19 protein-coding genes are annotated in these 26,799 nt (G+C 73.2%); 4 read left to right on the top strand and 15 right to left on the bottom strand.

Annotated elements, in window-relative coordinates:
• Positions 1–425 precede the first annotated feature (425 nt).
• Complete coding sequence (locus ACZ6ZR_RS20745; protein WP_465644286.1) at positions 426–971, bottom strand: TerB family tellurite resistance protein; 546 nt, start codon at positions 969–971, stop codon at positions 426–428.
• 379 nt (positions 972–1,350) lie between these two features.
• A complete protein-coding gene (gene leuA / locus ACZ6ZR_RS20740; protein ID WP_465644284.1) occupies positions 1,351–3,132 on the bottom strand; it encodes a 2-isopropylmalate synthase in 1,782 nt (593 codons plus the stop codon).
• Between the two features lie 376 nt (positions 3,133–3,508).
• Here leuA and ACZ6ZR_RS20735 point away from each other — a divergent pair, with 376 nt between their 5' ends.
• The 3 genes from ACZ6ZR_RS20735 (at position 3,509) to ACZ6ZR_RS20725 (ending at position 5,905) form a co-directional block, all read left to right on the top strand.
• On the top strand, positions 3,509–3,790 hold the full coding sequence (locus tag ACZ6ZR_RS20735) for a protealysin inhibitor emfourin (protein WP_465644283.1): 282 nt from the start codon (positions 3,509–3,511) through the stop codon (positions 3,788–3,790).
• 48 nt (positions 3,791–3,838) lie between these two features.
• Positions 3,839–4,327: a MarR family winged helix-turn-helix transcriptional regulator gene (locus tag ACZ6ZR_RS20730; protein WP_465644282.1), complete on the top strand. Its 489-nt coding sequence runs from the start codon at positions 3,839–3,841 to the stop codon at positions 4,325–4,327.
• Between the two features lie 96 nt (positions 4,328–4,423).
• Entirely contained in the window at positions 4,424–5,905 is a 1,482-nt protein-coding gene (locus ACZ6ZR_RS20725) for an MFS transporter (protein WP_465644280.1), read from the top strand.
• On the opposite strand, the gene ACZ6ZR_RS20720 is transcribed toward ACZ6ZR_RS20725, so the two are convergent.
• The 12 genes from ACZ6ZR_RS20720 to ACZ6ZR_RS20665 all read right to left on the bottom strand — a co-directional run bounded on the left by ACZ6ZR_RS20720 (position 5,886) and on the right by ACZ6ZR_RS20665 (position 24,514).
• Positions 5,886–6,689, bottom strand: coding sequence for a phosphate ABC transporter ATP-binding protein (locus ACZ6ZR_RS20720; RefSeq protein ID WP_465644293.1), 804 nt, complete (start codon positions 6,687–6,689; stop codon positions 5,886–5,888). The genes ACZ6ZR_RS20725 and ACZ6ZR_RS20720 overlap by 20 nt on opposite strands.
• A gap of 76 nt (positions 6,690–6,765) precedes the next feature.
• Complete coding sequence (locus tag ACZ6ZR_RS20715; protein ID WP_465644278.1) at positions 6,766–7,761, bottom strand: sortase; 996 nt, start codon at positions 7,759–7,761, stop codon at positions 6,766–6,768.
• Positions 7,758–9,530 (bottom strand): hypothetical protein, encoded by a 1,773-nt coding sequence (locus tag ACZ6ZR_RS20710; RefSeq protein ID WP_465644276.1) that lies wholly within the window; start codon positions 9,528–9,530, stop codon positions 7,758–7,760. Before ACZ6ZR_RS20710 ends, ACZ6ZR_RS20715 begins: the two co-directional genes overlap by 4 nt.
• Positions 9,531–9,664: 134 nt before the next feature.
• Positions 9,665–11,257 carry an Ig-like domain-containing protein gene (locus ACZ6ZR_RS20705; RefSeq protein WP_465644275.1) on the bottom strand — a complete coding sequence of 531 codons (1,593 nt, stop codon included), beginning with the start codon at positions 11,255–11,257 and terminating at the stop codon, positions 9,665–9,667.
• A 101-nt stretch (positions 11,258–11,358) separates the two neighbouring features.
• Complete coding sequence (locus ACZ6ZR_RS20700) at positions 11,359–12,360, bottom strand: hypothetical protein (RefSeq protein WP_465644274.1); 1,002 nt, start codon at positions 12,358–12,360, stop codon at positions 11,359–11,361.
• Positions 12,361–12,474: 114 nt separating this feature from the next.
• Positions 12,475–15,432 carry a hypothetical protein gene (locus ACZ6ZR_RS20695; RefSeq protein WP_465644272.1) on the bottom strand — a complete coding sequence of 986 codons (2,958 nt, stop codon included), beginning with the start codon at positions 15,430–15,432 and terminating at the stop codon, positions 12,475–12,477.
• Positions 15,429–18,473, bottom strand: coding sequence for a phosphate ABC transporter permease PstA (gene pstA / locus ACZ6ZR_RS20690; RefSeq protein ID WP_465644271.1), 3,045 nt, complete (start codon positions 18,471–18,473; stop codon positions 15,429–15,431). The genes ACZ6ZR_RS20695 and pstA overlap by 4 nt, the downstream gene beginning before the upstream one ends.
• Positions 18,470–19,486, bottom strand: a complete 1,017-nt coding sequence (gene pstC / locus ACZ6ZR_RS20685; protein WP_465644270.1) for a phosphate ABC transporter permease subunit PstC — start codon at positions 19,484–19,486, stop codon at positions 18,470–18,472. The genes pstA and pstC overlap by 4 nt, the downstream gene beginning before the upstream one ends.
• Positions 19,483–19,848, bottom strand: a complete 366-nt coding sequence (locus ACZ6ZR_RS20680; protein ID WP_465644268.1) for a hypothetical protein — start codon at positions 19,846–19,848, stop codon at positions 19,483–19,485. The genes pstC and ACZ6ZR_RS20680 overlap by 4 nt, the downstream gene beginning before the upstream one ends.
• Positions 19,849–20,011: 163 nt before the next feature.
• Positions 20,012–22,543, bottom strand: a complete 2,532-nt coding sequence (locus ACZ6ZR_RS20675; protein WP_465644267.1) for a beta-glucosidase — start codon at positions 22,541–22,543, stop codon at positions 20,012–20,014.
• Between the two features lies 1 nt (position 22,544).
• On the bottom strand, positions 22,545–23,258 hold the full coding sequence (locus ACZ6ZR_RS20670; protein ID WP_465644266.1) for an alpha/beta fold hydrolase: 714 nt from the start codon (positions 23,256–23,258) through the stop codon (positions 22,545–22,547).
• Between the two features lie 38 nt (positions 23,259–23,296).
• Positions 23,297–24,514 (bottom strand): MFS transporter, encoded by a 1,218-nt coding sequence (locus ACZ6ZR_RS20665; protein WP_465644265.1) that lies wholly within the window; start codon positions 24,512–24,514, stop codon positions 23,297–23,299.
• A gap of 134 nt (positions 24,515–24,648) precedes the next feature.
• Here ACZ6ZR_RS20665 and ACZ6ZR_RS20660 point away from each other — a divergent pair, with 134 nt between their 5' ends.
• On the top strand, positions 24,649–25,650 hold the full coding sequence (locus ACZ6ZR_RS20660; RefSeq protein WP_465644264.1) for a LacI family DNA-binding transcriptional regulator: 1,002 nt from the start codon (positions 24,649–24,651) through the stop codon (positions 25,648–25,650).
• Between the two features lie 191 nt (positions 25,651–25,841).
• On the opposite strand, the gene era is transcribed toward ACZ6ZR_RS20660, so the two are convergent.
• Positions 25,842–26,771, bottom strand: coding sequence for a GTPase Era (gene era, locus ACZ6ZR_RS20655; RefSeq protein ID WP_465644263.1), 930 nt, complete (start codon positions 26,769–26,771; stop codon positions 25,842–25,844).
• Positions 26,772–26,799: the final 28 nt, after the last annotated feature.

Here is a 26,799-nt window from a genome sequence, read left to right as displayed (position 1 = left end):
CTGCGGCGGGCTCGGGCGGAACGGCACGAAGTCGCCTGCGGCGGGCTCGGGCGGAACGGCACGAAGTCGCCTGCGGCGGGCTCGGGCGGAACGGCACGAAGTCGCCTGCGGCGGGCTCGGGCGGAACGGCGTGGCGGACTCGCTCGCTGCGCCTCGGCCCACGCGCCGTTCCGTACGCCCCGTCAGCTCGCCGCAGGCGGCTGACGCACGCTGCGGCACGACGTCACCTGCGCGGTGGGCCTGGCGGACAGCGCGAAGCCGCCTTGCCACAGGCGCCGACGCCGCGCAGCGAGCTTCGCAAGACCTCACGCCCCGTCAGCTCGCCGCAGGCGAGGGCGCAGCCGCGAGCCCGCACCCTGGTCCGTGGGGGAACCGTCCTGCGGGTGCGGGTCGTGGCGGGCCCGGAGGGGGGAGTCGGGCCCGGCTCAGTGGGAGGTGCGGGTGGCGGCTTCGAGGAGTTCTTCGGTGCGGGCGGCGGGGAGGTCGAGGCAGCGGCCGACGGCGGCGAGGGCGGTGCGTTCGTGGGGGAGGTAGCGGCCGTCGGCGAGGGCGATCCAGGCGCCCTGGAGGACGAGGCGTTCGCGGCCGGGCTGGGCCAGGTGCGGGGCCAACGGTTCGAGGGCGGCGTGGAGTTCGACGGTCAGGGCGGTGCCGGAGGCGTCCAGGTCGAGCGGTGCGTCCCCGCCCAGCCCCGACAGCGCGGCGAGCGCGGCGAGCACCTGGGCCTCGCCGGAGTCCTCGAACCCGGCCTCCCGGATCGCCTCGCAGGCGGCGTCCCGCGCGGCCCGGCTGCCGGTGCCCCCGGCCGCCAGCACGGCCAGGGCGACGGTGTACTGCGCGTCCCGCAGCATCGCGCCCAGCCGCACGCAGGTGAGTTGGTCGAGCGCCTCCAGCCCGAAGCGCCGGTGGCAGGTGGTGCACTGCACGCAGCCGGTGACCGGACCGACCGGCAGCACCGGGGTACCGAACAACCGCAGCCACCGCCGGCCGTGCTGCCGGCGGTAGTTGCGGTCCCCGCCGCAGCCCGGACAGTAGAAATCACCGAGGACGTCAGTCCGCCACCGAGGGCGGACACCCCACAACCCTGTCACGGCGCCAACTCCCCAGACATGGCAGGCGGCCTGCACAACAATGGGCAGGTCACGCGACCGGACGCCGCGGTCGTCCCACCGACCCCGGTTCCGGTGGGTAGATGCTGCCACGGTTAAGCGCGGGTGTCAGCACCCCGAACGGGTAAAAATGTGTCGCAGAACACATCCCCACGCCCCCGCCCGAACGGGCCCGAGCAGACCCCCGGACAACCCCCGGAAACGCCGAAGGGGCCGCCGAAGCGGCCCCCCTGACGCACCGTCAGCCCCGCTGGGCCCGGTTCACCGCACTGACCACGGCCTTCAGCGAGGCCAGCACCGTGTTGCCGTCGATCCCGACGCCCCACAGCACCTTGCCGTCCACCGCGCACTCGACGTACGCGGCGGCCTGGGCGTCGCCGCCCTCGCTCAGCGCGTGCTCGGCGTAGTCCAGCACCCGTACGTCCACGCCGATGCCGCCCAGCGCGTTGACGAAGGCGGAGACCGGGCCGTTGCCGGTGCCGCTCAGGGTGACGGAGCGGCCGTCCACCACGGCCTCGGCACGCAGCAGGTCGCGGCCGTCCTCGGTCTCCAGGCTGCGCGAGCCGCTCAGCGAGATCCGGCCCCACGGGTTCGCCGGGGTGGGCAGGTACTCGTCCTGGAAGACGCTCCAGATCTCGGCCGGGGTGACCTCGCCGCCCTCGGCGTCGGTCTTGGCCTGGATGATCCGGGAGAACTCGATCTGCTGACGGCGCGGCAGGTCCAGCTTGTGGTCGTTCTTCAGCACGTAGGCGATGCCGCCCTTGCCGGACTGGCTGTTGACCCGGATGACCGCCTCGTAGGAGCGGCCGACGTCCTTCGGGTCGATCGGCAGGTACGGGACGCCCCAGGTGTACTCGCCGACCGGCACGCCCGCCTTCGCGGCGTCGGCCTCCAGTGCGTCGAAGCCCTTCTTGATGGCGTCCTGGTGGGAGCCGGAGAAGGAGGTGTACACCAGGTCGCCGGCGTAAGGGTGGCGCTCGGCCACCGGCATCTGGAAGCAGTACTCGGCGGTGCGGCGGATCTCGTCGATGTCGGAGAAGTCGATCATCGGGTCGACGCCCTGGGAGAACAGGTTCATCCCGACGTTGACCAGGTCCAGGTTGCCGGTCCGCTCGCCCTGGCCGAACAGACAGCCCTCGACCCGGTCGGCGCCGGCCATGATCGCCAGCTCGGCGGAGGCCACGCCGGTGCCGCGGTCGTTGTGCGGGTGGGTGGAGAGCGCGACGAACTCACGGCGGCTCAGGTTCCGCGACATCCACTCGATCTTGTCGGCGTAGACGTTCGGGGTGGAGCGCTCGACCGTGGTCGGCAGGTTCAGGATGATCTCGCGGCCCTCGCCGGGCTGCCAGACGTCCATCACGCCCTCGCAGACCTCCAGGGCGAAGTCCAGCTCGGTGTCGATGAAGATCTCCGGCGAGTACTCGTAACCGAAGACGGTGTCGTCCCGCAGGATCTTCTCGGCGTACTCCATCACTAGGCGGGTGCCGTCCACGGCGATCGCCTTGATGTCGTCCTTGCTGCCCTTGAAGACCACCCGGCGGAACAGCGGGGAGGTGGCGTTGTACAGGTGCACGGTGGCGCGCGGGGCGCCGACCAGGGACTCCACGGTGCGCTCGATCAGGTCCTCGCGGGCCTGGGTCAGCACCGAGATGGTGACGTCCTCGGGGATCGCGCCCTCGTTGATCAGCGAGCGGACGAACTCGAAGTCGGTGGCGCCGGAGGAGGGGAAGCCGACCTCGATCTCCTTGTAGCCCAGCTTGACCAGCAGGTCGAACATCTTGCGCTTGCGGGCCGGGGACATCGGGTCGATCAGCGCCTGGTTGCCGTCCCGCAGGTCGGTGGAGAGCCAGCGCGGCGCCTGGGTGATGACCTTGCTCGGCCAGGTCCGGTCCGGCAGGTCGATGGTGCCGAACGGCACGTACCGCTGGAACGGCATCCCGGACGGCTTCTGCTGGATGTTCGCGGCCGTGATCGGGGTGGGGCGGTCGTTGAAGGCACGAGCGATGGCGGACTGCTCAGTCATGAAGGGACTCTCGGCTTCCGAACTCGATTGCGGGCTGGTCGGGGTGAAAGGACACCCGACTCGGCCGACCACTGCCCCGCATCCGTACGGGGACAGCACAGCATCCCGCGGCGAGGGAGCCGGCCTTCGTGGTCTACAGGCCCTCGCCGCGGCAGCTAAGAAGAAGCAGCCGGTAGCGCATGATGTCGCCCAGCGTAACCCAGGTGCCCTGCTCCCCGAAGTGAGGCAGGCCACCGTCCCACCCAGCGAGACGGGTCGAACTGACGTACCGTCAGCCCGCCGCTCCCCCGCCTCCTTGATCCACCCGTCGATCCGACGCCGAATTTTCACCGAAACGGGCAGCGCCACGGTGCCCCTGAGTAGCACACTGGCAACCATGCGCATCCAGGTGACCCGGACCGGCGGCCTCGCCGGACACCCCCTCCGAGCCGAGCTGGACACCGCCGCGCGCACGGACGCGCCGCACGTCCACGCGCTGGCCAGGGAGGCCGTGGCCGGCGGGCTGCGCAACCCCTCCTACGGCGTGCCGGACGGCTTCCACTACGCGATCACGGTGGACGGGCGGACGGTGCACTGCGCCGACCCGAAGCTGACCGACTCCCAGCACGAGCTGGTCTCCCTGGTCCTGCGCGAGGGCCTGACCCTCCCAGTGGAGTAGTCCACTTCCGGATAATCCCGCTGGGGCTGCATTTTGTAGACTGCGGGGATGACCGAACCCTCGCGCAGCATGCCGGACCTGTCGGCCCTGCTGACCCACACCAGCCACGTGCTCTCCACCCGGATGTCGGCGGCCTTCGCCGGGAGCGGGCTCGGCATCACCCCGCGCGGCTTCTGCGTACTGCTGCACGCCCTGGAGCAGGAGCGCACCCAGATCCAGCTGGCCGAGATCGCCGATCTGGACAAGACCACCATGGTGGTCACCGTGGACGAGCTGGAGCGGCTCGGACTGGCCGAGCGCCGCCCCTCCTCCACCGACCGCCGGGCCCGGATCATCTCCGTCACCCCAGCCGGCGCCGAGGCGGTCGCGGCCGGCGTGAAGGTCGCCGACGCCGTCCACCAGGAGGCCCTGGAGGCGGTGGCGGAGGAGGACCGCGCCGTCCTGCTGCGCGCCCTGGTCACCCTCTACGACGGCCACCTGGCCACGCCCATGGAGAGCGAGCGCCCGGTGCGCCGGGCCCGCCGCCCGCGCGGCTGAGACCGTCCCGGACAACTCGATACCGCAAAAGATAGTCTCGAACGGGACTATCTGATAGCTTCCTTCCTGTCGCCACCACCGAGGGGGAGGAACTCCATGACCACGCATACGACCGCGTACTCGCGCTGGACGGCCCTGGCCGTGCTCTGCGCCGGGATGCTGATGATCATCCTGGACGGCACCATCGTCACCGTCGCGCTGCCCGCCATCCAGGCCGACCTGGGCTTCACCGCCGAGGGCCTGACCTGGACGGTCAACGCCTACCTGATCGCCTTCGGCGGCCTGCTCCTGCTGGCCGGGCGGCTCGGCGACCTGCTCGGTGGCCGCCGGATCTTCGTGGCCGGGCTGCTGGTCTTCACCGGCGCCTCGCTGCTGGCCGGGCTGGCGGGCAGTCAGGAGCTGCTGATCGCCGCCCGGTTCGCCCAGGGCATCGGCGGGGCGATGGCCTCGGCGGTCAGCCTGGGGATGATCGTCACGCTCTTCCCCGAGCCGGGCGAGCGCGGGAAGGCGATCGGCGCGTTCAGCTTCGTCGGGGCGGCCGGGGCCTCGATCGGGCAGGTGCTCGGCGGGGTGCTGACCGAGGCGGTCGGCTGGCACTGGATCTTCTTCGTGAACCTGCCGATCGGCCTGGCCGCCGTGCTGCTGTCGCTCCGGGTGCTGGCCGCCGACGGCCCGGCCCGCTCGCTGCGCGGCCTCGACCTGCCGGGCGCCGCGCTGGTCACCGCCGGTCTGATGCTCGGGGTCTACGCGATCGTCTCGATCGAGCGCTCCACCACCGGCGCGCTGCTGCTCGGCGCCGTCTCCGCCCTGCTGCTGGCCGGCTTCCTGCTCCGCCAGCGCTACGCGGCCGAGCCGCTGCTGCCGCTGCGGCTGCTGCGCTCGCGCCGGGTGGCGGCCGCCAACCTGGTGCAGGTGCTGATGGTCTCCGCGCTGTTCGGCTTCCAGGTGCTGATCGCGCTCTACCTGCAGAACGTGCTCGGCTACGGCGCCGCCGCGACCGGCTTCGCGATGCTCCCGGCCGCCCTGGTGATCGGCGGCGTCTCGCTGCTGCTCTCCGCCCCGCTAGTCGCCCGCTTCGGCGAACGGACCGTGCTGCTGGCCGGGTTGGCCCTGCTGGTGGTGGCGATCGGCCTGCTCACCCGGCTCCCGGCCGAGGCCTCGTACGCCGTCCACCTGCTGCCGACCATGCTGCTCGCGGGCGGCTTCGGCCTCGCCATCGCCGCCCTCACCTCGCTGGCCATGGCCGACGCGGCACCGGCCGACGCCGGCGTCAGCTCGGGCCTGTTCAACACCACCCAGCAGGTCGGCGGCGCCCTCGGGGTGGCCGTCCTGGTCACCCTGGCCGGCAGCCGAGGCCAGGCCCTGGCCGAGGCCGGCCACGACCACGCCGAAGCACTGGCCGGAGGCTTCCGGGCCGCCTTCCTGCTCGGCACCCTGCTCCTGCTCGCGGCCACCGCCCTGGCCGCCACCGCCCTCCGCCCGGCCGCGGGCCGCACCGTGACGGGCAGCCAGGGGGCGGACAGTCAGGAGGCGGGAAGCCAGGAGACCGCGAAGTCGCTCACCCGAAGCGGCCGTTGACGTAGTCGGAGGTGCGCTGGTCCACCGGGGCGGAGAACATCGCCTCGGTGGGTCCGTGCTCCACGATGCCGCCGGGGGTGCCCTGTTCGGCGAGGAAGAAGGCGCACTGGTCGGAGACCCGGTGTGCCTGCTGCATGTTGTGGGTGACGATCACGATGGTGACCTCCTCCACCAGCTCGCGGATGGTCTGCTCGATCCGGCGGGTGGAGGTCGGGTCGAGGGCGGAGCAGGGCTCGTCCATCAGCAGGACCTTGGGGCGGACGGCCAGTGAGCGGGCGATGCACAGGCGCTGCTGCTGGCCTCCGGAGAGGGCGCCGCCGGGCTGGCGCAGGCGGTCCTGGACCTCCTTCCAGAGGCCCGCCTTGGTGAGGCACTCCTCCACCAGGTGGTCCTTCTCGGCCCGGGAGGCGCGCAGGCCGGTGAGCTTGAGGCCGGCCACCACGTTGTCGTAGATGGACATCGCGGGGAACGGGTTGGGCTTCTGGAACACCATGCCGATGTCCCGGCGGGCCGAGGTGAGCCGGCGCTCGGGGGCGTAGACGTCCGAGCCGTCCAGCAGCACCTCACCTGCCAACTGGGCGCCGGGGATGAGCTCGTGCATCCGGTTGAGGATGCGCAGGAAGGTGGACTTGCCGCAGCCGGACGGGCCGATCAGCGCGGTGACCTGGCCGGCCGGCATCAGCAGCGAGACCCGCTCCAGCACCTTGCGCTCGCCGAACCAGGCCGAGATGCCGTGGGCGTCGAGCGTCCCGGCGCTGCTCGGGGCGGTGGGGACGACGGGCAGGACGGCCGTGGTGTCGAGACTCACGGAGCGGCCCCTTTCGTAGCTGGAACTCTGGTGCGGGAGGAAGGAACTGACGTCAGACCAGGTTGGGCAGCAGTCGGGCGACCTGGTCGGCGACGGCCAGGCCGAGCGCGGTGAGCACCGGCACCCCGACCGTCCAGGCCTGCCAGTGGCCCCAGCGGGTCCAGGCCAGCGCCAGGGCGACGGCGGCCAGCAGCAGTGCCTCCCCCCAGAGCACCAGCGGCACCCAGGCGCCGGCCTCGGTGCCCAGCGCCTTCTCGGCGGCGGGCAGGGCGGCCGTGGTGAGCGGGCGGGCGTTGCTCGGCTGCACCTCACCGAGCTGGTCGGCGTCCACGTAGACCAGCCCGTCGGGCGCGTACAGCGGGCCGTCGGCGGTGACCAGGACCACCCGGCCGGCGCCGGACTTGAGGACGGGCGGCACCGGGTCGCCGGAGCGGCGGACCGTCACCACCCGGAAGTCGTGCCTGCCCTGACCGGTGGTCACCGTGAAGGTCTCGCCCTCCCTCAGCTGGCCGACGGCGCGGAACGGGCCTCCGAAGCCGGCCTGCCGGCCGAACAGCACGCTGGTGCCGGCCTGGCCGGGCATCGGGGTGTCCCGGCGGTGGCCGGGGCCGGAGGAGAGCACCTCTCCGGTGGTGCCCTCCCGGATCACCTCGCGCAGGCCGAGGTGCGGGATCTCCAGCAGAGCGACGGGCGTACCGGGCAGCACCGGCTTGCCGTCCTTGTCCAACTGGCCGACCGGGGCGGTGCCCTGGGCCAGGGTCAGGCGCAGCTCGGCCATCCCGGTCTCGTGGTCGCGCAGGTGGCGCAGCCCGCCGAGCGGGCCGAGGTCGAGCAGCAGGCCGAGCATCAGCCCGGCCACGATGGCCAGCGCCGCGCCGACCAACTGCGGTCCGTCCGGCGTGAACCGGCGCACCGCCGAGGGCCTGGCGGGCAGCGCGGAGGGCGGCAGCGGGGCGGGCGCGGCGGGCGGCGCGGGGGCCGCGGGCCCCGGGGTCCAGTCCCGCGGGCCCGGGCCCGCCTTGATCGGGACGGTGCCGGTGGCGGTCATTCGGCGGCCCCCTCGGCGGTGCGCCGGGCGCGGCGGCGCAGGCGCGGCACCGCGATCCAGCCGAGCAGCAGCAGTCCGGCGGCGGCCGCGATCCAGGTGTGGAGCGGGACGGGGTCGTCGGTGGCGGCGGCCACGGCGGTGGAGCCGCCCTTGGCCCCGGCCACCAGGCCGGTGGCGACGCCGGGGTCGGGGGCCGGGGCGTGCACGGCTCCGGCCGGGGCCACGTCGGAGGCGGTCCAGGTGTTCGGCCCGGTGAAGGTGAGCGTGCCGGTGAACTCCTTGAGCGCGGCCGGGCGGACCTTGTTCCGGCAGGTCGCGGTGATGGTGTACGCGCCCTTGAGCTGTCCGGCCCCGGCCTGGGAGGCGACCACCCGCAGGGTGTTGGCCAGCGGCAGCACGAAGCCGCCGCTCTGCGAGGGCCGGTAGACCGAGGCGGCCACCAGGCCGGTCAGCGGGTAGCCCTCGGCGGGGAAGCCGGGTCCGGCGATCCGGACCCCGACGTAGTTGCCCGCCGGGTCCGGGCAGGGGGCCGAGCTGAGCAGGTCGATCGGGTCGTCGTCCTTGCCCGTGCCGTAGTCGAAGGCCAACGTGCCGGGCGCCTCGGCGGCCGACGCCCTTGGCGCGGACCAGAGTTGACCGAACGCCAGCAGGGCGATCAGGGTCACCACGACGACCGCGGCCGGAGCGGCGGGTGCGGTGCCGGCCGGGGCTCCGGCCGGAGTGGCGGACGGGGCGGCCGGACGGCGGCGGCGCCGGTACCAGCGCAGGCCGAGGGCGCCGGCCACCAGCAGGATCGCCAGGGCGGTCCACGGGATCCAGGCGAAGTTGTACTTGGTGACGGAGCTGAACAGCTTGGGGTCCTTGTCGCTGCCGACCGCCAGCGGGTCCACGGTGATCCCGGCGGTGCCCCAGAGCGTCGGGTAGACGCCGGAGACGTCGAAGCGGTAGTTCACCGAGTTGCCCGGCAGCAGCTCCTGGAGGTCGGGCGGGGTGTGGCCGGTGGCGATCGAGCCGAACAGGTTGGCGACCCGGACGGCCTGCTTGCCGGCCAGCCGGACGTTGCCGGTGTTGCGCACGGTGTAACTCACCGTCGTGCGGCCGGAGTCGAGCGGGTTGGCGCTCGGGTGGTAGACCGCCTTGGCGTCCTCCACCTTGAGCTCGGCCCGCAGGTCGCCGGCCACCCGGACGTTGACCCGGGCGCCGACCCGCTGGTCGACGGTGATGGCGTTGCCGTTGGCGTCCTTGCTCTCCGCCCGCAGCGCGGCGACGATCCCGGCCGGGTGGTCCCCGGGGGTGGCGTCGGCGGGCACCGCGAGGGTGAAGGGGACGATCTGGCGGCTGCGCGGGGCGAGCGTCACCGAGTCCGCGGCGGTCCGCAGCCAGCTGCCGGCCTGGACGGACTTGCGGCCGTCCGCCAGCACGTCGTAGCCGCCGGTGTCGGTGTTGAACGCGTCGGCCGGGTAGACCCGCAGGGTGAGCGGCTGGTCGCTGTAGTTCCAGAGCGCGACGTGGTCCTTGACCAGCGCGCCGGGGGTGGCGGCGTAGCCGAAGGTGCCCCGGGTGTCGGGGGCCTCGGCGGAGGAGGGCTGGATGCCGAAGGTCTGCGCGACGGGCGGCGTGCCCTGGGCCGGGGCCTGGGCGGGAGTCTGCGCGGGGGCGCTCTGGCCCGGGTTGGGCGCCGGGGGGTCCTCCGCGTGGGCGGCGGTCCCCTGGAGCACGCTCAGGGCGAGCAGGGCCGGGGTGGCGAGTGCCAGGAGCCATCGGCGCATCGGCGGCGTCATCCTCGCTTGTCGGTACGGGAGTTGGGGCACCGGAGGCCCGGCGGTCCAGAGCTGACACAGTGTCGCCTGGACCGCCCGGCCGCCGGGTTACGAACGCACGCTGACCCGGTGAACTACCGGCGTCAGATCGCGGTCAGGGTGAGCAGGCCCTGGTAGGTGCCGGCCTGGGTGGAGGTCGGCGCCAGCAGGGTGAGGTCGGCGCCGAGCTTGGCGGTGCCGAGGCCGGTCGCGGTGGCCAGCGTGCGGGCCGACTTCAGGCCGTACGGGCCGCTGTCGTTGGCCTCGACCGCGTTGGCCGGGCTGACCGTGGAGCCCAGGGTGACCTTGAGGCCGTCGCCCTTGGAGACCAGGCTCGGGGCCCAGCCCAGGTTCTGCGCGTTGATCACGTTGGCGCCCGAGTTGAACTGGGCGACCTGGCCGGTGACGGACCAGCCCGGGGCACCGGCACGGGTGTCCGTGACGGTGACGGTCTGGATGGCGCCGCCGGTGGTGTACAGGGTGCTGGTGCTGTTCAGCGCCAGCGGGGGCAGCGTGACGTTGGTGCCGGCCACGCTGATCACCAGGGCGCCGGGGGCGACCGAGGTGGTGATGGTCTCGAAGACCGGGGAGGGCGGGGTCGGGCCGCCCGGGTTCGGCGGGGTCACCACGGGGGTGACGGTGAAGGCCACCGCCGCGGAGGCCGAGGCGGCGAAGTCGGCCGGGGTGGCCGGGGTGAACTCGGCGGTGAACGAGTGGTCGCCCTCGGCCAGGGTGGCGGAGGTGAACTCGCAGGCGCCGGCCACCACGGTCTGGGTGCCGAGCAGGGTGCCGTTGTCCTTGAACGCGACGGAGCCCGCGGCGCCCGGGGTGACGCTCGCGCTGAGCTTCACCGGGGTGTTCTTGGCAGCCGAGCCGGACGGCGAGACGGCCAGCGCGGTGGTGGTCGCCGCGGCGCCCTTCGGGCTGATGGTGTAGGCCACCGCCGCGGAGGTGGAGCCCAGGAAGCCGGTGCTGGAGGAGGTGAAGACCGCCGACAGCTGGTGGGCGCCCTCGGTCAGCGCGTTGGTGGTCAGGGTGGCCTGGCCGCTGTTGACCGCGACCGGGGAGCCGACCGGGTTGGCGCCGTCCAGGAACTGCACGGTGCCGGGGGCGGCCGGGGTGACGGCGGCGGTCAGGGTGACGTCGCTGCCCACGGTGGCCGAGCCGTTCGGGGTGGCCGTCACGGTGGTCGAGGTGGCCACCGCGACCGGGGTGTTCGGGTCGGTCGAGGTGAAGTTGGTGGCGCCGGACATCCAGATCGCGCCGACGAAGTCACCGTAGTAGGTGGCACCGACCTTGTTGCGGCAGCGCAGCCGGAACTCGTACTTGCCGGAGAGCTCGGCGATGCCGTTGGCCTGGGCGTAGCCGCGCAGGGTGTTGGAGAGCGGGACGGTCACCTTGCCCTGGGCGTCGGCCGGGAAGCCGTCCTTGGACTGGTTCGAGGTGGCGCCGTAGCCGTCGGCCGGGAAGCCCTGGCCGAGCACCAGGACCTGGAGGTTGGTGCCCTGGGTGCAGGCACCCGAGGCGGTCACGGTCAGACCCTCGTCGACGGTGCCGGCGGCCGGGTTGACGACCAGGCTGCCGATGGTCGGGCTGTCGGCCGCGTGGGCGGCGACGGAGCCGAGCATGGTAATGCTGCCGGCGGCCAGCAGGGTGGCCGCGCTGACCGCGATGGTGCGGGTGATCCGGATGCTCACGGTGGAGTTCGCCTTTCAGGCGTCAGTGGAGCGTTTCTGAGGGTGTTTCAGGCCCGTGGTGCGGGCCGGGTGTTGCTCAGACCGGCGGTACGAGGGCCAGGTCAGCCCGTGACGCGCGAGGTGTCACCGCAGTTGGCGTTCACGCCGAAGCCGTACTGCTTGACGATGTTGGCGCGCTTGCAGACCTCGGAGTTGGAGCCGACGAAGACGTCCTTCCAGGGGCTGTTGCCGACCTGGGCGGTGGGGATGACGTTGTAGACGTCACGGGTCGCGGCGGCGCTGGAGTTCAGCAGCACCGACGGCACGCCGTTGATGTTGCCGAGCTGGGCGGAGCCGCGGATGTCGGCGATGGTGGAGGAGGACTGCGCGATGTACTGGGCGATCGAGAACGGCACCAGCGACTTGGTGTCCAGGACGCGGCCGTCGTGCTCCTCGATCTTCTTGCCGCCCTTGGTGTCGGTCACGCAGGGGTACTTGTTGGCGCTGATGTCCGACTCGGTGATGCCGACCACGGTGAGCCAGAACGCCCGGGTGCCCGAACCGGCCTGCGGGAGCAGCGGCTTGATGTCCCAGTTCGGGGCGGTGCCGACGTAGCCCGGGTCGCAGCTGTAGATCGAGTGCAGGTCGGCGGTGGAGAGGTCGAGGGCGACCTCGGAGCCGGAGCTGACGGCGTAGGTGACGCCGTCCACCGCGAACGGGACGTAGGTCAGGCCCGGGGTCACGGCAGCCAGGTTCAGGCTGGAGGAGCGGGCGAAGTCCAGGCAGCCGTTGCCCAGGTTGAGCTGGTTGACCAGCGCGGTGCGGCCGGCGCCGGAGCCGTTCGGGCGGGCGACCGACTGGCACGCGGCCGCCGCCTTGGTGGCGATGGTGGGGGTGCCCAGCGCGTTGTAGGAGCCCACCACCTTCTGGCCGCCGATGGTGATGTCGTTGGCCATCGCGTTCATGACGCCCTGGGTGGTGTCGGAGCCGACACCCGCCAGCGCGCGGTAGGCCGGGGCACCCGACGGGTCGGCCTGCGCGGTGCCGGTGCTACCCAGCACCAGGCCCAGGCCGGCGGCCACGGTCACACACTTGGCGAGGTTGCTCTTCGTGAGAGACTTCACGGTTCCTTCTTCCTACGGGCAGCTCTCGGGCACGGCCGGAGGTTCTCCGGCCGTGTGGCGCACCTGCGTTGACGGTGAATCGGTGGTTCGTTGGTCTGTGGGCCGCGCCCCGGGTCAGCGCCGCCGCCTGCGCAGCAGGTGCGGCGCGGCCACTCCGCCGGCGGCCGCCAGCACCCCGGCGATCAGGGTGCCGAGCAGGACGTAGCGGGCGGAGCCGACCTTGGTCTCGGCGGTCTTGGCGACCGGCGAGGCGGACGGGGTGGCGGAGAGGGTCACCGGGCTCCGGGAGAGCTCGGGGCTGGGCGGTGGTGGGCTCAGCGGGGCCGTGTCCACCGGGGCGCCGCCGCCCCGGCTCCCGCCCGAGCCGCCGCCGCTGCCGCTGCCGCTGCCACTGCCCGAACCGGTGCCGCTTCCGGCTCCGTTCCCGGTGGTTGCGGGTGGCGTCACCCCGACCGGTGCGGTGGGAAGGTCGACGACCTCGGTGCCACCGGTCGACGAGGTGCTGGGCCGGGCCGTCGCCGAGGGCGAGGCGGACCGGGAGGCCGTGGGCGAGGCGGAGGTGCTCGGCCCAGGGGTCGGCTTCGGGGTCGGCTCCGCCTTCCCCGCCGCGAACTCGATCGCGTCCGCGACCAGCTTGGCCTGCGTACGCATCCGCTCGGGCAACGGGACGTAGCCAATGGGCAACTGGCCGGCGGCGACGCCCGTCTCCTGCCCGGGGCCGGCCGCGTAGCGGAGCAGGTCGGCGTAGGACTTGCCCGCCTCGGGGGTGATCTTCGAGGGCACTGTGGCGGCGAAGGTGGTCAGGGTCAGCGGGTAGCCGCCGGCCACCTCGGCCCACGGCGCGATGACCGAGATCATGGCCACCGACTCCGGCATGGTGCCGTTGGCCATGGCCAGCATCGAGGCGTCGGTCGGGGTGACGAACTCGCCCTTGGCGTTGCGGATCTGAGCGGTGCTCAGGCCGAACCGGGCCGCCTGGGCGGTGGTGGTGAGGGCCATCAGGGCGCGCAGGCCCTGCGGCTGCGGCGAGCCCTTCTTGAGCTGGCCGGGCACCACGGTGGCGTCCCAGACCGACTTGCCCAGGCTGTCACCGCGGGCGATGCCCCGGGCGCCCTCGCGCATGGTCGGCGCGTAGGCGTGCGAGTCCAGGTTGCACCAGGCGGGGCGGCCGTCCGGGTCGTCCGGGAACTCCCGGCAGTAGGCGTCCTGCTTGGGGTAGTTGGAGCGCGGGTAGGTGGTGCCGACCTTGAGCCAGGCCGTGTTGATGGTGTCCTTCCAGACCGCGTGCTTCTCGCCGCGCAGGAAGGCGGCCGCCTCCGGGTCCTTCAGCAGCCACATCCAGACCAGCTGGGCGGCGTCGCTGTCACCGTTGGGCAGCAGCAGGTCGGCGACCCTGGTCGGGAAGTACAGGTCCTTGAAGTACGGGTTGAGCGCCAGGAATTCGGGATCGGTCAGCAGGTCGACCGGGTTCTCGGCCGGCACGTCCGGGTCGAAGGGGTTGACCGACTGCTGGTAGCTCTGGGTCATCAGCTTGGCGATGAGCCGGGGCGTCAGCTTGAGGTCGTGGATGCGCTGGCCGTCCTTCTTCTTCTTGTCCTCAGGCGTGCGGACGCCGGACTGGCTCTCGATGTCGAAGGCGAAGGTCAGCCCGGAGAGCGCGACCGGCGCGTAGAACGGGGTCCGGCCGGGCTGGTCGTCCTCGCGGGCCTGCGGGATGCCGAGGTAGGACAGACCGGGGTCGTCCTGGTTGAGCTGGTTGCGGGCCAGGTGGTCGGCGATCTGGGTGTAGCTGAAGATCCCGCCCGCCTGCCGGCAGAGCACCGGCTGCCAGCGCCACATCGCCTCTGCGGCCATCTCGGTTCCGTTGGTGGGCCGTTCGGAGCTTCCGATCGGGCAGGAGAGACCGACCCGCTCGAAGCTCAGCGGCACCACCAGCCGCTTGTTCCAGTTGGTGAAGGAGAGCGGGCTGGTCTGGAGCTTGCCGGAGGAGCCGGTCGGCACCTCGTTGTTCACCTCGACCTCGCCGCGCGGCACGATCACCAGCCAGCAGCGGCGCGGGGTCGCGTCGGCCGGGGCGCCGGCCGGGGTCTGGCCGCAGCCCAGGCCCGGCGCCTCCATGCCGGTCTGCATCTCGAAGTCGATCTGGCCGGAGCCGTCCGCCCGGGTCGGCCCGAACGGCACCTCGTTGGTGGTCTGCGCGTCGTAGTACTGGCTCGCCCCGCCGCTCTCCGCCGGGCCGCCGTTGGACGGGCGGAACGGTACGTAGATGTTCTTGGTCGGGTGCTCCTGGTAGAGCGGGTCGGCCTTGTCCTCGAGGGCGCCGGCGTTGAGCTGACGGGTGCTCACGAAGTCGCCGGCGGAGATCCGCGGGTCGCCCTTGGTGGCGCCGTACTGGCACTGCTCGCGGCTCGGTCCGGCGTCCTCGTCGCCCCAGCACTGCATGAACTGGAGGTAGTGCCGGGCCAGGATCATCGGGCTCGGCCAGGTCGCCTTGCCCCCGGTCCAGGTGATCGGGACGGACTCGTTCACCAGGTGGGCGGTCTGGTGGACCGTCACCTCCAGGCCGGCGAACTCACCGGTGCCGGTCACCGTGACGGGCCGCTCGTCGCTCTCGGCCCCGGACCCGGCCTCGGCCAGCCGGGCCGCACCGGGCGCCGCCGCCGACAGGGCGGCCGGGGCGGCCGCCGAAGGCGTGGAGGCGGCGGGTGCCGCGGCGGGCGCGCCGGAGCGGGCCGTCGGCGCGGCCGGGGTGCCGGTGGGCGGTGCGTCCACCGGGATGGTGGGGGCACCGGACGGGCGCTGCCCGTCGATCGGCACCGGGGCGCCGGTGATCGGGTCCACCGGGATCTCGGGGGTGGCCGAACCGCCGGCCGCCACCCGCACCGGAGCCGTACCGGGCCCGGCCGACAGCGCCACCCCGCCGGCCACGGCCAGCACCAGGGCGAACGCCCCGGCCGTCCGCAGCACCCGCCGCAGCGGCCGCCGTCCCCGGACGGTCTCCTGACGTCCGCTCAGCTCCGCTTCCACAGCGGTGTTCCGGGCCCGGGGCCCCGAGGTCCGACGGAGTCTCATCGGCCCTCCTCCCGGCGACGGGCGGCCCGGCCGGCCACCAGCGGCGGCAGCACGATGACCGCGCCGAGCAGCAGACCGGCCACCAGCATCAGCGAGTGCCGCAGGCCGCTGCCGGCGGAGGCCGCGATCTCGACCTGGGTCGCGGAGACCTGCTGGCCGCCGCCGTCGCCGCCACCGGCCGTACCGCCACCACCGCCGCCACCGAGCGCCGGGTCCCCGCCGCCGAGCGCCGGATCACCCGAACCACCGCCCGCCGCACCGCCGTTGGCGCCCCCGGTGCCACCACCCGCGGCGCCACCGGCACCGCCGCCAGCCGCACCGCCGGTCGCGGCACCACCTGCGCCGCCCGTACCAGCGGTACCACCAGTACCACTCGTGCCACCCGTGCCGCCCGCAGCGCCGGCTCCCCCGGTGGAGGTCCCCCGGGTGCCGCCCGTGCCACCCATGGTGCCCGCGCCGCCCGTGCCACCGCTACCGCCGCTCGCCGCGGCGCCGCCCGAACCACCGGTGGAGCCACCGGAGGCGGACCCGCCCGAGGTGCCGGCGCCGCCGGTGGCGGTGCCGCACATCTGGGCGCCCTTCCTGTCGCAGTCCTGGGGCACCGGCGCCCCGGCCGCGTACGGGTTGGTGCCGTTGGGCCCGAAGGTCGGGTTGGCGCAGGAGTTGGCGTCGAAGGCCTTGCCCTCGGTGCCGGGCACCTTGGCCAGCTGCTCGAACCCGGACTTGACCAGCTGCTGGGTGAGCGGCGAGTAGCCGAGCTTGTCGGCCTGCCGCTGGCCCTCGCAGAGGAAGTAGTACCCGAAGGCGCTGAGCGTCTTGCCCTTCTCCGCCGGGAAGCTCTGGGTGGTGCTGGTGTGCACGGCCATGTAGCTGTAGCTGGAGAGCGGGTACGCGTTCTTCTCGGGTGCGCTGTAGACCCCGTCGAGCTGCTGGGTGAGGTCCGTCGGGTTGATCCCGGCGTGCCCGAGGGCGACCGAGACGTTGCGGCCGGTCGGCTCCACGTAGTAGTTCGCGTCGTTGAGCACCTTGGCCACCGGGAAGCCGGAGTTGAGCGCGTAGGAGTACTCGACGTAGGTGATCGCACCGACGTTGGAGTCGTTCGAGACCGCGTTGGCCACCGCGATCGAGGTGCCGAGCGACTGCCAGGTGGAGCCGGGCAGCAGCGGGTAGAAGGAGGTCATCCCGCAGGGCGCGTGCCGGGTGGTCTTGGTGCAGTACGCGTCCCAGGTGCCCTGCTGACGCTTGCTCAGCCAGGTGGTGAGCTGGGCCGTGGTGCCGGAGCCGTCGGAGCGGACCACCGGGCGGACGGCCACGTTGGGCAGCGCCAGGCCGGGGTTGTCCGCGGCCACCAGCGGGTCGTTCCACTTGGTGATCACACCGGTGAAGATCTTGGCGATGGTGTCGCCGGAGAGCCGCAGGTTGTTGACCCGCTTGCCGTTGATCTTCAGGTTGTACATGAAGGCGGTGCCGCCGGCCACGATCGGCAGGTAGGCCGACGGGAACGGCGGCGGGGCGTCGAACTGCCCGCCGTCGGTGAGGCCGTAGGGGATCTCGGTGACCGCGAAGTCGGTGGCCTGGTTCTTGAACTGGTTGCGGCCGTAGCTGGAGCCCTGCGCGTCGAAGTCGATGGTCATGCCGTACTGGCGGACGTTGGTGACCCAGGCGTCCACCGCGTTGCTGCTCCAGGTGGAGCCGGCGCCGCTGATCCGGCGGTAGTCGGCGGCCTCGGCCCGGGGCGCGGCGCCGAGCAGCAGCGAGCCGGCCATGACCGAGAGCGCGGTGAAGAGGGTGAGAGTGCGGGTCAGCGTTCGGGCGAGCACGGGTGCCTTCCGGGCAGCGGGGAACGTGGCGGTCATCCGGGCCAGGTCGGCGGCGGACTGCCGGGCCCGGCGCGCGCGCTGACCCGAGGTCAGGTCACCGGGGCCGCGCCCGCCGAGCGTGCGGGCCACCACGAAGAGCAGCAGCACCAGGCCGAGCAGGACGGCGGCGGCGCCGAAGGCCCTGGTGATGTGGAGCTGGGACGGGAACTTGATCAGGGTGAAGGCCATCAGCGGCAGCGAGGCCTGCGGGTCGTGCAGCGGGTTCGGGTTGAGGTTCTTGGTGTAGCCGGAGCAGAGCAGCACCGGGGAGGTCTCGCCGATGCCGCGGGCCGCGCCGAGGATGACGGCGGTGGCCAGGCCGGAGCGGGCGCTCGGCAGGGTGACCGTCCAGACGGTGCGCCAGCGGCCGGCGCCCAGCGCGTAGGAGGCCTCCTTGAGCGAGGCCGGCACCAGGCGCAGCACCACGTCGGTGGCCCGGATCAGGATCGGCAGCATCATCACCGAGAGCGCCACGCCGGCCGCCAGGCCGGAGCGCGGGAAGCCCAGCGCGAGCACCATCACGGCGTAGATGAACAGGCCCGCCAGGATCGAGGGCAGTGCGGTCATCGCCTCGACCAGGGTGCGCACCAGCCGGCTGAACCGGCCGGGCACCTCGCTCATGAAGACCGCGCAGCTGATCCCGACCGGGATGGTGATGGCCAGGGAGATGGTGATCTGGACCAGCGTGCCGACGATCGCGTGCAGCGCGCCGCCCTTGTCGAGCGGGTCGGTGGGCCCGGCCTCGGAGAGGTCCTGGGAGTAGAAGTTGAGGTGGTGCAGCGCGTCCCAGCCCTTGAGGAAGACGTATCCGACCACCCAGGCCAGCACACCGAGCAGCAGCGCGGCGATGGAGTGCACCACCACCGAGGCCAGCCGGTCGCGGACCGCGAGCCCGCTCTCGTCCCGGGAGACCAGCAGCCCGTACAGGCCGAGGAAGCCGAGCCAGACGCAGAGCACGAAGCCGAAGCCGCCGCTGAACGGCGCGAAGCGCTGGAACAGCAGGGCGGTCAGCGCCACCGAGGCCGCCAGGCTGCCCCAGAACGCGTAGTGGTCCGAGGCCCGGCGGGCTGCGATCCGGCGCGGGCGCTGCGGGGCCGGCGACTCGGGGCGCTCGACCACGGTGGTGCGCGGCTCCTTGTCGAGCCGCGCCTCCGGCACGGCCGGCGGAACGGTGGTGGTCACGAACTGGCCCCCGAACGGCTACGGGCGACCACGGCCGCCGCGGCGAAGTTGACCACCAGGGTCAGCAGGAAGAGCGCGAGCCCGGCCGCCATCAGCGCGGAGATGGAGAACGGGGTGGAGTCGCCGTAGCGGAGCGCGATCATCGGTGCCACCGCGCTGCCGCCGGTCTGCAGGATGTGCGGCTGGATCTCGAAGGCCATCGAGAGGATCAGGTAGACCGAGATGGTCTCGCCGAGCGCGCGGCCGAGGCCCAGCATGGTGCCGCCGATGATGCCGCCGCGGCCGAACGGGAGCACCACCGAGCGGATCATCCCCCAGCGGGTGGAGCCCAGCGCGTACGCGCCCTCGCGCTCACCGGCCGGGGCCTGGTCGAAGACCTCGCGCATGATGGAGCACATGATCGGCGTGATCATGAAGGCGACGACCGTGCCCGCCATCAGACTTGACGCCGTGTAGACCAGCGGCGGGGTGAGCGGGTCGTTCGGGTCCACGCCGTTCACCTTGAACAGCGGGATCCAGTCCAGCCAGGTGGAGAGCCAGCGGGCCACCCCGGCCAGCTGGTACTGGAGCAGCTTGTAGCCCCAGACGCCGTAGACCACGCTGGGCACGGCGGCCATCAGGTCGACCATGCCGATCAGGGTCCGGCGCAGCTTCCGGGGCGCGTACTCGCTGATGTAGAGCGCGCTGCCGAGCGCCAGCGGCACCGCCAGCAGCACGGCGATCCCGCCGACCAGCAGGGTGCCGACCAGCACGGCCGCGATGCCGAACTGGCCCTTGCCGCCGTCCGGGTTCCAGCTCTCGGTGGTGAGGAAGGACAGGCCGGCGGTGGAGAGCGCCTCGGAGGCGCGCACCGCCAGGTAGCCGCCGACCCCGAGCATCACGACCAGCACGAAGGCGCCGCTGCCCTTGGCCCAGGCCAGGAAGACCCGGTCGGGCAGGCCGGGGTTGGCGGTGATCGGGCGGGGGACGTCCTCCTCGGGGGCGTCCGCGGCCGGGGGTGCCACGGTCGTCACGCCGCGCCCTCCCGGTCCGCCTCGGCCGCGCTGCGGGTTCCCGACAAGAAGCGGGCCAGGTTGTACTGGCACTCCCGCTGACGGCGGTAGCCGCGGGCCGAGCAGGCCACCGTGCGGCCGTCCAACTCAAGGCGCCAGAGCCAGAGTTGGCCACGGTCCAGCGAGCTGATGGTGGCCTTCCCCTGGTCCACCCGGCCCTGGAAGTCCTCGATCGCGGCCCGGCAGGCCACCGCGTCCCGGAAGGTCTCCTGACTCTGGCCCAGGTGCCGGTTGTTGGCGCCGAGCAGCCGCCACACCGTCCCGCCCGAACCGAGTTCGGGGCGGGACGGTCTGTTGACGATCAGGAATCTGGGATGCCCCATGCCGATGGTCCGTCCTTCCGACGCTGCCTGGCCGGAAGAGACCGTCTCGGCTCAGAAGTACCGCCCAGATGCGGCCGGATGAACGCCGGACACGAGGAAGCTGAACGAACTGTGCGCCATTCCCACACGGATCACACACCCCGCGTACGAATCTGACGAACTGTTAGCTGGTCAGGGCGGCCACGTTCACCTCCAGAGCCATCGTCAGGGCGCGATCAGCCGCGCTACGGCCGACCTCCACCGTGTACGTCCCGGGGCGCAGCTCCCACCCCTCGCTCCCCCAGGTCTGCACCGCCCGTTCGGCCAGCGTCACCCGCGCGGTGGCCTTCTCCCCCGCCCCGGCCTCCACCACGGCGAACCCGGCGAGCTGGCGGACGGGCCGGCTGCGGTCCACCCCGTCGGTGGCCAGGTAGACCTGCACCACCTCCCGCCCGGCCCGGGCCCCGGTGTTCCGCAGCCGGACGGTGACCTCGGCCAGCACGCCCGGCTCGGCGCTCAGCCGCGCCGACACGCCCTGGTACTCCCAGCTGGTGTACCCCTGCCCGGCGCCGAACCAGTACGCCGGCTCCGCCCCGGCCCGGCGCTGCCAGGCCCGGTAGCCGATGAACAGGCCCTCCTCGTACGGCAGTCGGCCGTCCACCGGCTCCACCGACCAGACCGGCACCTCGGCCTCCTCGGCCGGCCAGGTGGTGGGCAGCCGCCCGCCCGGCTCGCGCTCGCCGAGCAGCACCTCGGCCAGCGCGGCCCCGGCCTGCTGGCCCGGGAACCAGGCCAGCAGCAGCCCGGCGACCTGCTCGCGCCAGGGCATCAGCACCGGCGAGCCGGCGTTCACCACCACCACGGTGCGCGGGTTGGCGGCCGCCACCCGGGCCACCAGCTCGTCCTGACGGCCCGGCAGCCGCAGGCTGCCGCGGTCCACGCCCTCGCTCTCCACCTCCTCGGTGGTGCCGACCACCACCACGGCCACCTCGGCGGCCCGGGCCGCCGCCACCGCGCGCTCGATCAACTCGTCGGCGGTGCCCGCCGGTTCGGCGTGCCCGAGGGCGAAGGAGACCAGCCCGAAGCCGGCGAAGCCCCCGGCCTCCGGCAGGGTGTGCACCAGGGTCAGCCCGGCCGGTCCCGACAGCTCCACCGGGAAGCGCCGCTCCGGCGGGTTCAGGAAGGCCGCCGCCGGGTCCTCCCCCTCCGGCAGCAGCACGTCGTCGAAGAGCACCCGCCCCTCGCACTCCAGCCGGTACCGGCCGACGCCACGCAGCGCCACCAGGTGCTCGCCCGCGCGGCCCGGCAGCACGGTGGTGCGCAGCACCACCTCGCGCAGCACGTCGAAGCCCACCCCGCCGGGGAGCGCGCCGAGCCATCGCACGCTGCCGTCGGCGGTGGCCGCCGTACCGAGCAACTCACCGCCCACGCCGCGCAGTTCGGCCGCGCCGGGGAAGGCCACCGGCGGCACGAAGGTCCGCGGATCGGCGCCCACCTCGTACACCACCGCCTGCTCGCCGAGCGCGGCCCGCAGCCCCTCCAGCGGGGTGACCACCGAAGTCGGGAAGACCTGGGCGCTGCCCCCGCCGCCGATCCGGGCCTCGGCCGCGGCCGCCCCGATCAGCGCGATCCGGCCGGGCGCCGCGCTCGCCACCCCCGCCCCCTCGGCCGGGGCCAGCGGCAGCACGCCGCCCTCGTTGCGCAGCAGCACGAAGGAGCGGGCGGCCAGCTCGCGGGCCACCTCCTCCCCGTCCAGCTCCTCCGGCAGCCGCTCGGCCGGCACCACCGGCGGCGCCCCCGCCAGCAGCCCCACCCGGGCCGCCAACCGCAGGACCCGGCGGGCCAGTTCGTCCACCGTGGCCTCCGGCACCAGGCCCTCGCGGACCGCCCGCACCAGGTGCTCGCCGTAGACGGTGGCCGGGCCCGGCATGGCGACGTCCATCCCGCCGAGCGCGCAGCCGACCGTGGAGCGCGCCCCGGTCCAGTCCGAGACCAGCACCCCGTCGAAGCCCCACTCCTCGCGCAGCACCCGGAGGTTGAGCTCCTGGTGCTCCGTCATGGTGGTGCCGTTGACGGCGTTGTACGCGGCCATCAGGCCCCAGGGGTGAGCCTTGGCGACGATGGTCTCGAAGGGGGTCAGGTAGAGCTCGCGCAGGGTGCGCTCGTCCACCCGGACGTCCACGGTGTACCGGTCGGTCTCCGAGTCGTTGCCCACCCAGTGCTTGGGCGTGGTGGCCACCCCGCCGTCCTGCACCCCGGCCACCAGCGCGGCGCCCAGCTCCCCGGTCAGCAGCGGGTCCTCGGACCAGCACTCGAAGTGCCGGCCGCCGCGCGGGCTGCGGTGCAGGTTGACGGTGGGCGCCAGCACCACGTGGACGCCCTTGCGGCGGGCCTCCTGGGCCAGCAACCGCCCGGCCCTGCGCACCAGTTCGGGATCCCAGCCGGCCGCCAGCGCGGTCGGCGAGGGGATCGCCACCGAGGGGTCGTCGGCGGTCCAGTGCTCGCCCCGGACCCCGGCCGGGCCGTCCGACATCACCAGCCGTCCGAGGCCTATCGCCTCGTTCGCCGGCAGCGACCACATGTCGGCCCCGGCCAGCAGCGCCACCTTGGCGGTGAGGTCCAGCTTCGCGAGGGCGGCCTCGACGGCCGCCTCCCGGCTCTGCTCGGTCATGTCCCGTTCGGTCATGTCCCGCTCCTCGGTCGTCGTGTCGGTCATCTCAGATCCACCCCTCCAGCGAGCCCAGGAAGCCCGCGAAGTCGTCCCGGTGGATGGTGTGGCCGGCCCCGGCCACGGTGCGCACCTCGAAGCCCCGGCCGCGCAGCTGCTCGGCCTGCTGCTCGCTCACCAGGAAGCTGGGGTCGGCCAGTTGGACCAGCGAGGGCACCACGGGGGCCTCCGGCAGCCCGGCGTACCCGGTGTGCGCGGTGAGGGAGCGGGCGCTGTCCCGGTCCCAGAGCGCCAGGGTCTCCAGCTCGTCCCGGACGTCCTCGGCCTCCCAGCGCGGGTTCATCGCCGCCACCTGCTCGGCGGTCGCGGTCTCGGCGAAGCCCACGAACAGCTCCGGGTCGATGCCCGGCTGGTCGAACAGCCAGGCCGGGTCCGAGTAGACGGCCCGCTCCGGCGCCAGCCGCTCCACCGCCCAGCGCAGCGAGAGCCCGCCGAGCGAGTGGCCGACCGCCAGCTCCGCGCCCACCGGCAGGGTCTCCACCAGGTCGTCGGCGTACTGCCGCGGCCCGTACTTCTCGGCCGGGGTCTCCCCCTCGCCGCGCGGGCTGAGGCCGTGGCCGCGCAGGTCCACCGCGATCACCCGGTAGCCGCGGTCGGCCAGCGCCGGGCCGAACCGGCGCCAGGTGCGGTGGTCCGACATGATCCCGTGCACCAGCAGGGCGACCCGGTCGCCGGTGCCCCATTCATGGGTGTGCAGCTTCATTGCTCCATTGCCTTTCTGATGTGTCGACATGTCGGTACTCAGCGCACGCCCTTGATCGGCCGGACGGCGAGCGCCCCGGCCAGGGCGAGCACGGCGCCGAACACGAAGAGGGGGGTGTAGCCGCCGACGCCGACCACGGCGGAGGCGACGAACGGCGCGAGGATCTGCGGCCCGGCGTTGGCGATGTTCAGCACGCCCATGTCCCGGGCGGCGTCCTCGGCGCGCGGCAGCACCATGGTGACCAGCGCGGTGTCCACCGCCATGAAGCAGCCGAAGGCCAGGCCGTTGACGGCGGAGAAGACCAGCATCCCGCCCCAGGTGGGGCTGGCCACCGGGATCAGCAGCGAGACCCCGGAGAGGGCGGCCGAGAGCCCGACGAACAGCTTGCGCCGGTCCAGCCGGTCGGAGAGCACACCGCCCACCACCGTGGAGACCGCCATGGTGACGGCCGAGACCGGCGTCAGGATCGCCACCGCCTCGGCCGGCTCCAGGCCGGCGGGCAGCGCGATGTGGTCCTGCAGGACGTACAACTGGTAGCCCACCACGGCGAAGTAGCCGAGCACCAGCAGCCAGCGCCCGATGAAGGCCCAGCGGAAGTCGTGCTCGCGCAGCACCCCGAGGAAGGCCGCCACCTGCTCCCGGAACGGGACCGGGGCCTTCGGCTCCATCCGCCGCTCCTTCGCCCCGGCGGTGAAGACCACGGCCGCCACGGCCACGATCAGACCGAGCGTCAGGTAGCCGGTGCGGTAGTGGTCGGCGAAGGCCGAGGCCGTCACCACACCGAGGGTGGAGCCGACCGGCAGGCCGAGCCCGACCGCCGCCGAGGCGGCGCCGCGTCTCGCGGCCGGCACCCGGTCGGGCACCACCGAGGTGAGCGCGGCCTGGTAGGAGTTCATCACCGCCTGGCCGAGGCACCAGGCGACGGCCACCAGCAGCACCGTGTCCACGCTGCCGAGCAGCGCCATCGCGGCGACGGTGGCCAGCCCGCCGCCGAGGATCCACGGATTGCGCCGGCCGGAGCGGTCGGAGAGCGCCCCGGCGAAGGGGTTGAAGAAGGTCGCGAAGACGGCCGCGACCCCGGCCACCAGGCCCAGGTTGGCCACCTTCTCGGCCGGGTCGATCCGCTCGATCTGGATCGGCAGCAGCACCGAACCGACGCCGAGGTAGAGCGCGTACATCGCGGTGTTGCCGGTGAGCAGCAGCGGCAGCAGGCCGCGGGTCGTACGGGTGGGGGTGGGGGTGGGGGTAAGGGCCACAGTGCCCTCCATGACTCTTGTGGGGGAAAGTCGCTTGGCAGGTTACACGTGTAACGCTGACACGTGTAAGCAGCCATGTAACCTGGCTGCGCCTCCCCCGGCCAGCCCCCGGACGTGAAAAGATTCCAACCGTTATGAGCAGCCCCCAGCCCCCGACCAGCGCCGACGTCGCCCGCCTCGCCGGGGTCTCCCGCGCCACCGTCTCCTTCGTGCTCAACGACACCGCCGGCGGCCGGGTCGGCGAGGCCACCCGGCAGAAGGTCCGGGCCGCCGCCGCCGAACTCGGCTACGTCCCGCACGCCGCCGCCCGCTCCCTGCGGGCCGGCCGCACCGGCATCGTCCTGATCGGCGGCTCGGCCGCCCCGATCGGCCCGCTGTTCAGCGGCTTCTACCGCGAGCTCCAGGGAGCGCTGCGCGAGCGCGGCCACACCAGCGTGCTCTACGGGCCGACCGGCGAGGGGGACGAACCCGCCCGCGCCTGGGCCGAGTTGAGGCCCGCTGCGGTGCTCTGCCTGGAGCCGGTGCTCACCCCCGAAGGCGTCGAACTGCTCCGCCGCTCGGGCACCAGGGCGGTGCTCACCCTGGGCACCGCGCCCGTCCCCGGCGCGCACGCGCTGATCATGGACCAGCGCGAGGTCGGCGCCGCCGCCGCGGCCCGCCTGCTGGCCACCGGCCGCCGCCGCCTCGGCGTGGTGGTCCCCACCGACTCCGGGCTCGACCAGTTCAGCGGCCCCCGCCTGGCCGGAGCCCGGGCCGCCGCCGCCTCGGCCGGGCTGCCGGACGCCGTCACCCCGCTCCCGCTGGACTACACCGAGGAGTCCGGGGCCGCCGCCGCCCTGCGCTGCCGCGAGCTCGGCCTGGACGGCGTCTTCGCCTACAACGACGAGTACGCCATGCTGCTGCTGCGCTCCCTCCAGGACCTGGGCGTCCCCGTCCCCGAGCGCACCGCCCTGATCGGCGCCGACGACCTGCTGCTCGGCCGCCTGCTCCGCCCCCGGCTCACCACCGTCCGCCTCACCCTCCCCGAGGGCCGCACCCTGGCGGACCTGATCGACCTGCTGATCGCCGACCCCACCAGCACCCCGGCCGTGGACAACCTCCTGACGGCCCGTCTGGTCCCCCGCGAATCGGCCTGAGCCGGCCCGGCCCGCAGGACAGCGGGGAGCCCGGCGGAGCCGGAGCCCCCGCACGGCGCGGCGACGACCCGGCCGGAGGCCGGGCGGGGTCGGCGTGGAGCACCCACGCGTCCTCCACGGAGAGCCCGGAGCGCGCAGACGGCCCGCACCCCGGTGAAGGGGGTACGGGCCGTCGTCCGTCCTACGGGGCGTCAGAAGCCGAGCTTGCGCAGCTGCTTCGGGTCGCGCTGCCAGTCCTTCGCGACCTTGACGTGCAGGTCGAGGTAGACCGGGGTGCCGAGGAGGGCCTCGATCTGCTTGCGGGCGGTGGTGCCGACGTGCTTCAGGCGGGAGCCCTTGGCGCCGATCACGATGGCCTTCTGGGACTGCCGCTCGATGTAGACGTTGGCGTGGATGTCGAGCAGCGGGCGGTCCGCCGGACGGTCCTCACGCGGGATCATCTCCTCGACCACCACGGCCAGCGAGTGCGGGAGCTCGTCCCGGACACCCTCCAGGGCGGCCTCGCGGATCAGCTCGGCGACCATGATCAGCTCGGGCTCGTCGGTGAGGTCACCGTCCGGGTAGAGCGGCTGGCCCTCGGGGAGCAGCTTGGTGATCAGCTCGCCGACCAGCTCGACCTGCTGGTCGCCGACGGCCGAGACCGGGATGATCTCGGCCCACTCGATGCCCAGCTCGGCGCCGAGCTGCTGAACGGCGATCAGCTGCTCGGCCAGCTTCTTGGAGTCGACCAGGTCGGTCTTGGTGACGATCGCCACCTTGGGGGTCTTCTTGACCTCGGCGAGTTCCTTGGCGATGAACTTGTCGCCGGGGCCGAGCTTCTGGTCGGCCGGCAGGCAGAAGCCGATCACGTCCACCTCGGCCCAGGTCGAACGGACCAGGTCGTTGAGCCGCTCGCCGAGCAGGGTGCGCGGCTTGTGCAGACCCGGGGTGTCGACCAGCACCAGCTGGGCGTCGGGGCGGTGCACGATGCCGCGCACGGTGTGCCGGGTGGTCTGCGGACGGTCGGAGGTGATCGCGACCTTCGTCCCGACCAAGGCGTTGGTCAGGGTCGACTTACCCGCGTTCGGACGGCCGACGAAGCACGCGAACCCGGAGCGGTACGGGGAAGAAGGGCTACTCATGCGCACCATTCTCCCTGATCGTCCGGCC

This window comes from Kitasatospora sp. NPDC088742 (assembly GCF_055584905.1).
The sequence above is the reverse complement of the archived record's forward strand: the minus strand, read 5'-3'. Positions and strand labels throughout refer to the sequence as shown.

Coding starts and splice junctions, on each gene's coding strand:
- leuA (WP_465644284.1), bottom strand. CDS start 3,132: ATGACTGAGCAGTCCGCCATCGCTCGTGCCTTCAACGACCGCCCCACC.
- ACZ6ZR_RS20735 (WP_465644283.1), top strand. CDS start 3,509: ATGCGCATCCAGGTGACCCGGACCGGCGGCCTCGCCGGACACCCCCTC.
- ACZ6ZR_RS20730 (WP_465644282.1), top strand. CDS start 3,839: ATGACCGAACCCTCGCGCAGCATGCCGGACCTGTCGGCCCTGCTGACC.
- ACZ6ZR_RS20725 (WP_465644280.1), top strand. CDS start 4,424: ATGACCACGCATACGACCGCGTACTCGCGCTGGACGGCCCTGGCCGTG.
- ACZ6ZR_RS20715 (WP_465644278.1), bottom strand. CDS start 7,761: ATGACCGCCACCGGCACCGTCCCGATCAAGGCGGGCCCGGGCCCGCGG.
- ACZ6ZR_RS20710 (WP_465644276.1), bottom strand. CDS start 9,530: ATGCGCCGATGGCTCCTGGCACTCGCCACCCCGGCCCTGCTCGCCCTG.
- ACZ6ZR_RS20695 (WP_465644272.1), bottom strand. CDS start 15,432: ATGAGACTCCGTCGGACCTCGGGGCCCCGGGCCCGGAACACCGCTGTG.
- ACZ6ZR_RS20680 (WP_465644268.1), bottom strand. CDS start 19,848: ATGGGGCATCCCAGATTCCTGATCGTCAACAGACCGTCCCGCCCCGAA.
- ACZ6ZR_RS20675 (WP_465644267.1), bottom strand. CDS start 22,543: ATGACCGACACGACGACCGAGGAGCGGGACATGACCGAACGGGACATG.
- ACZ6ZR_RS20670 (WP_465644266.1), bottom strand. CDS start 23,258: ATGAAGCTGCACACCCATGAATGGGGCACCGGCGACCGGGTCGCCCTG.
- ACZ6ZR_RS20660 (WP_465644264.1), top strand. CDS start 24,649: ATGAGCAGCCCCCAGCCCCCGACCAGCGCCGACGTCGCCCGCCTCGCC.
- era (WP_465644263.1), bottom strand. CDS start 26,771: ATGAGTAGCCCTTCTTCCCCGTACCGCTCCGGGTTCGCGTGCTTCGTC.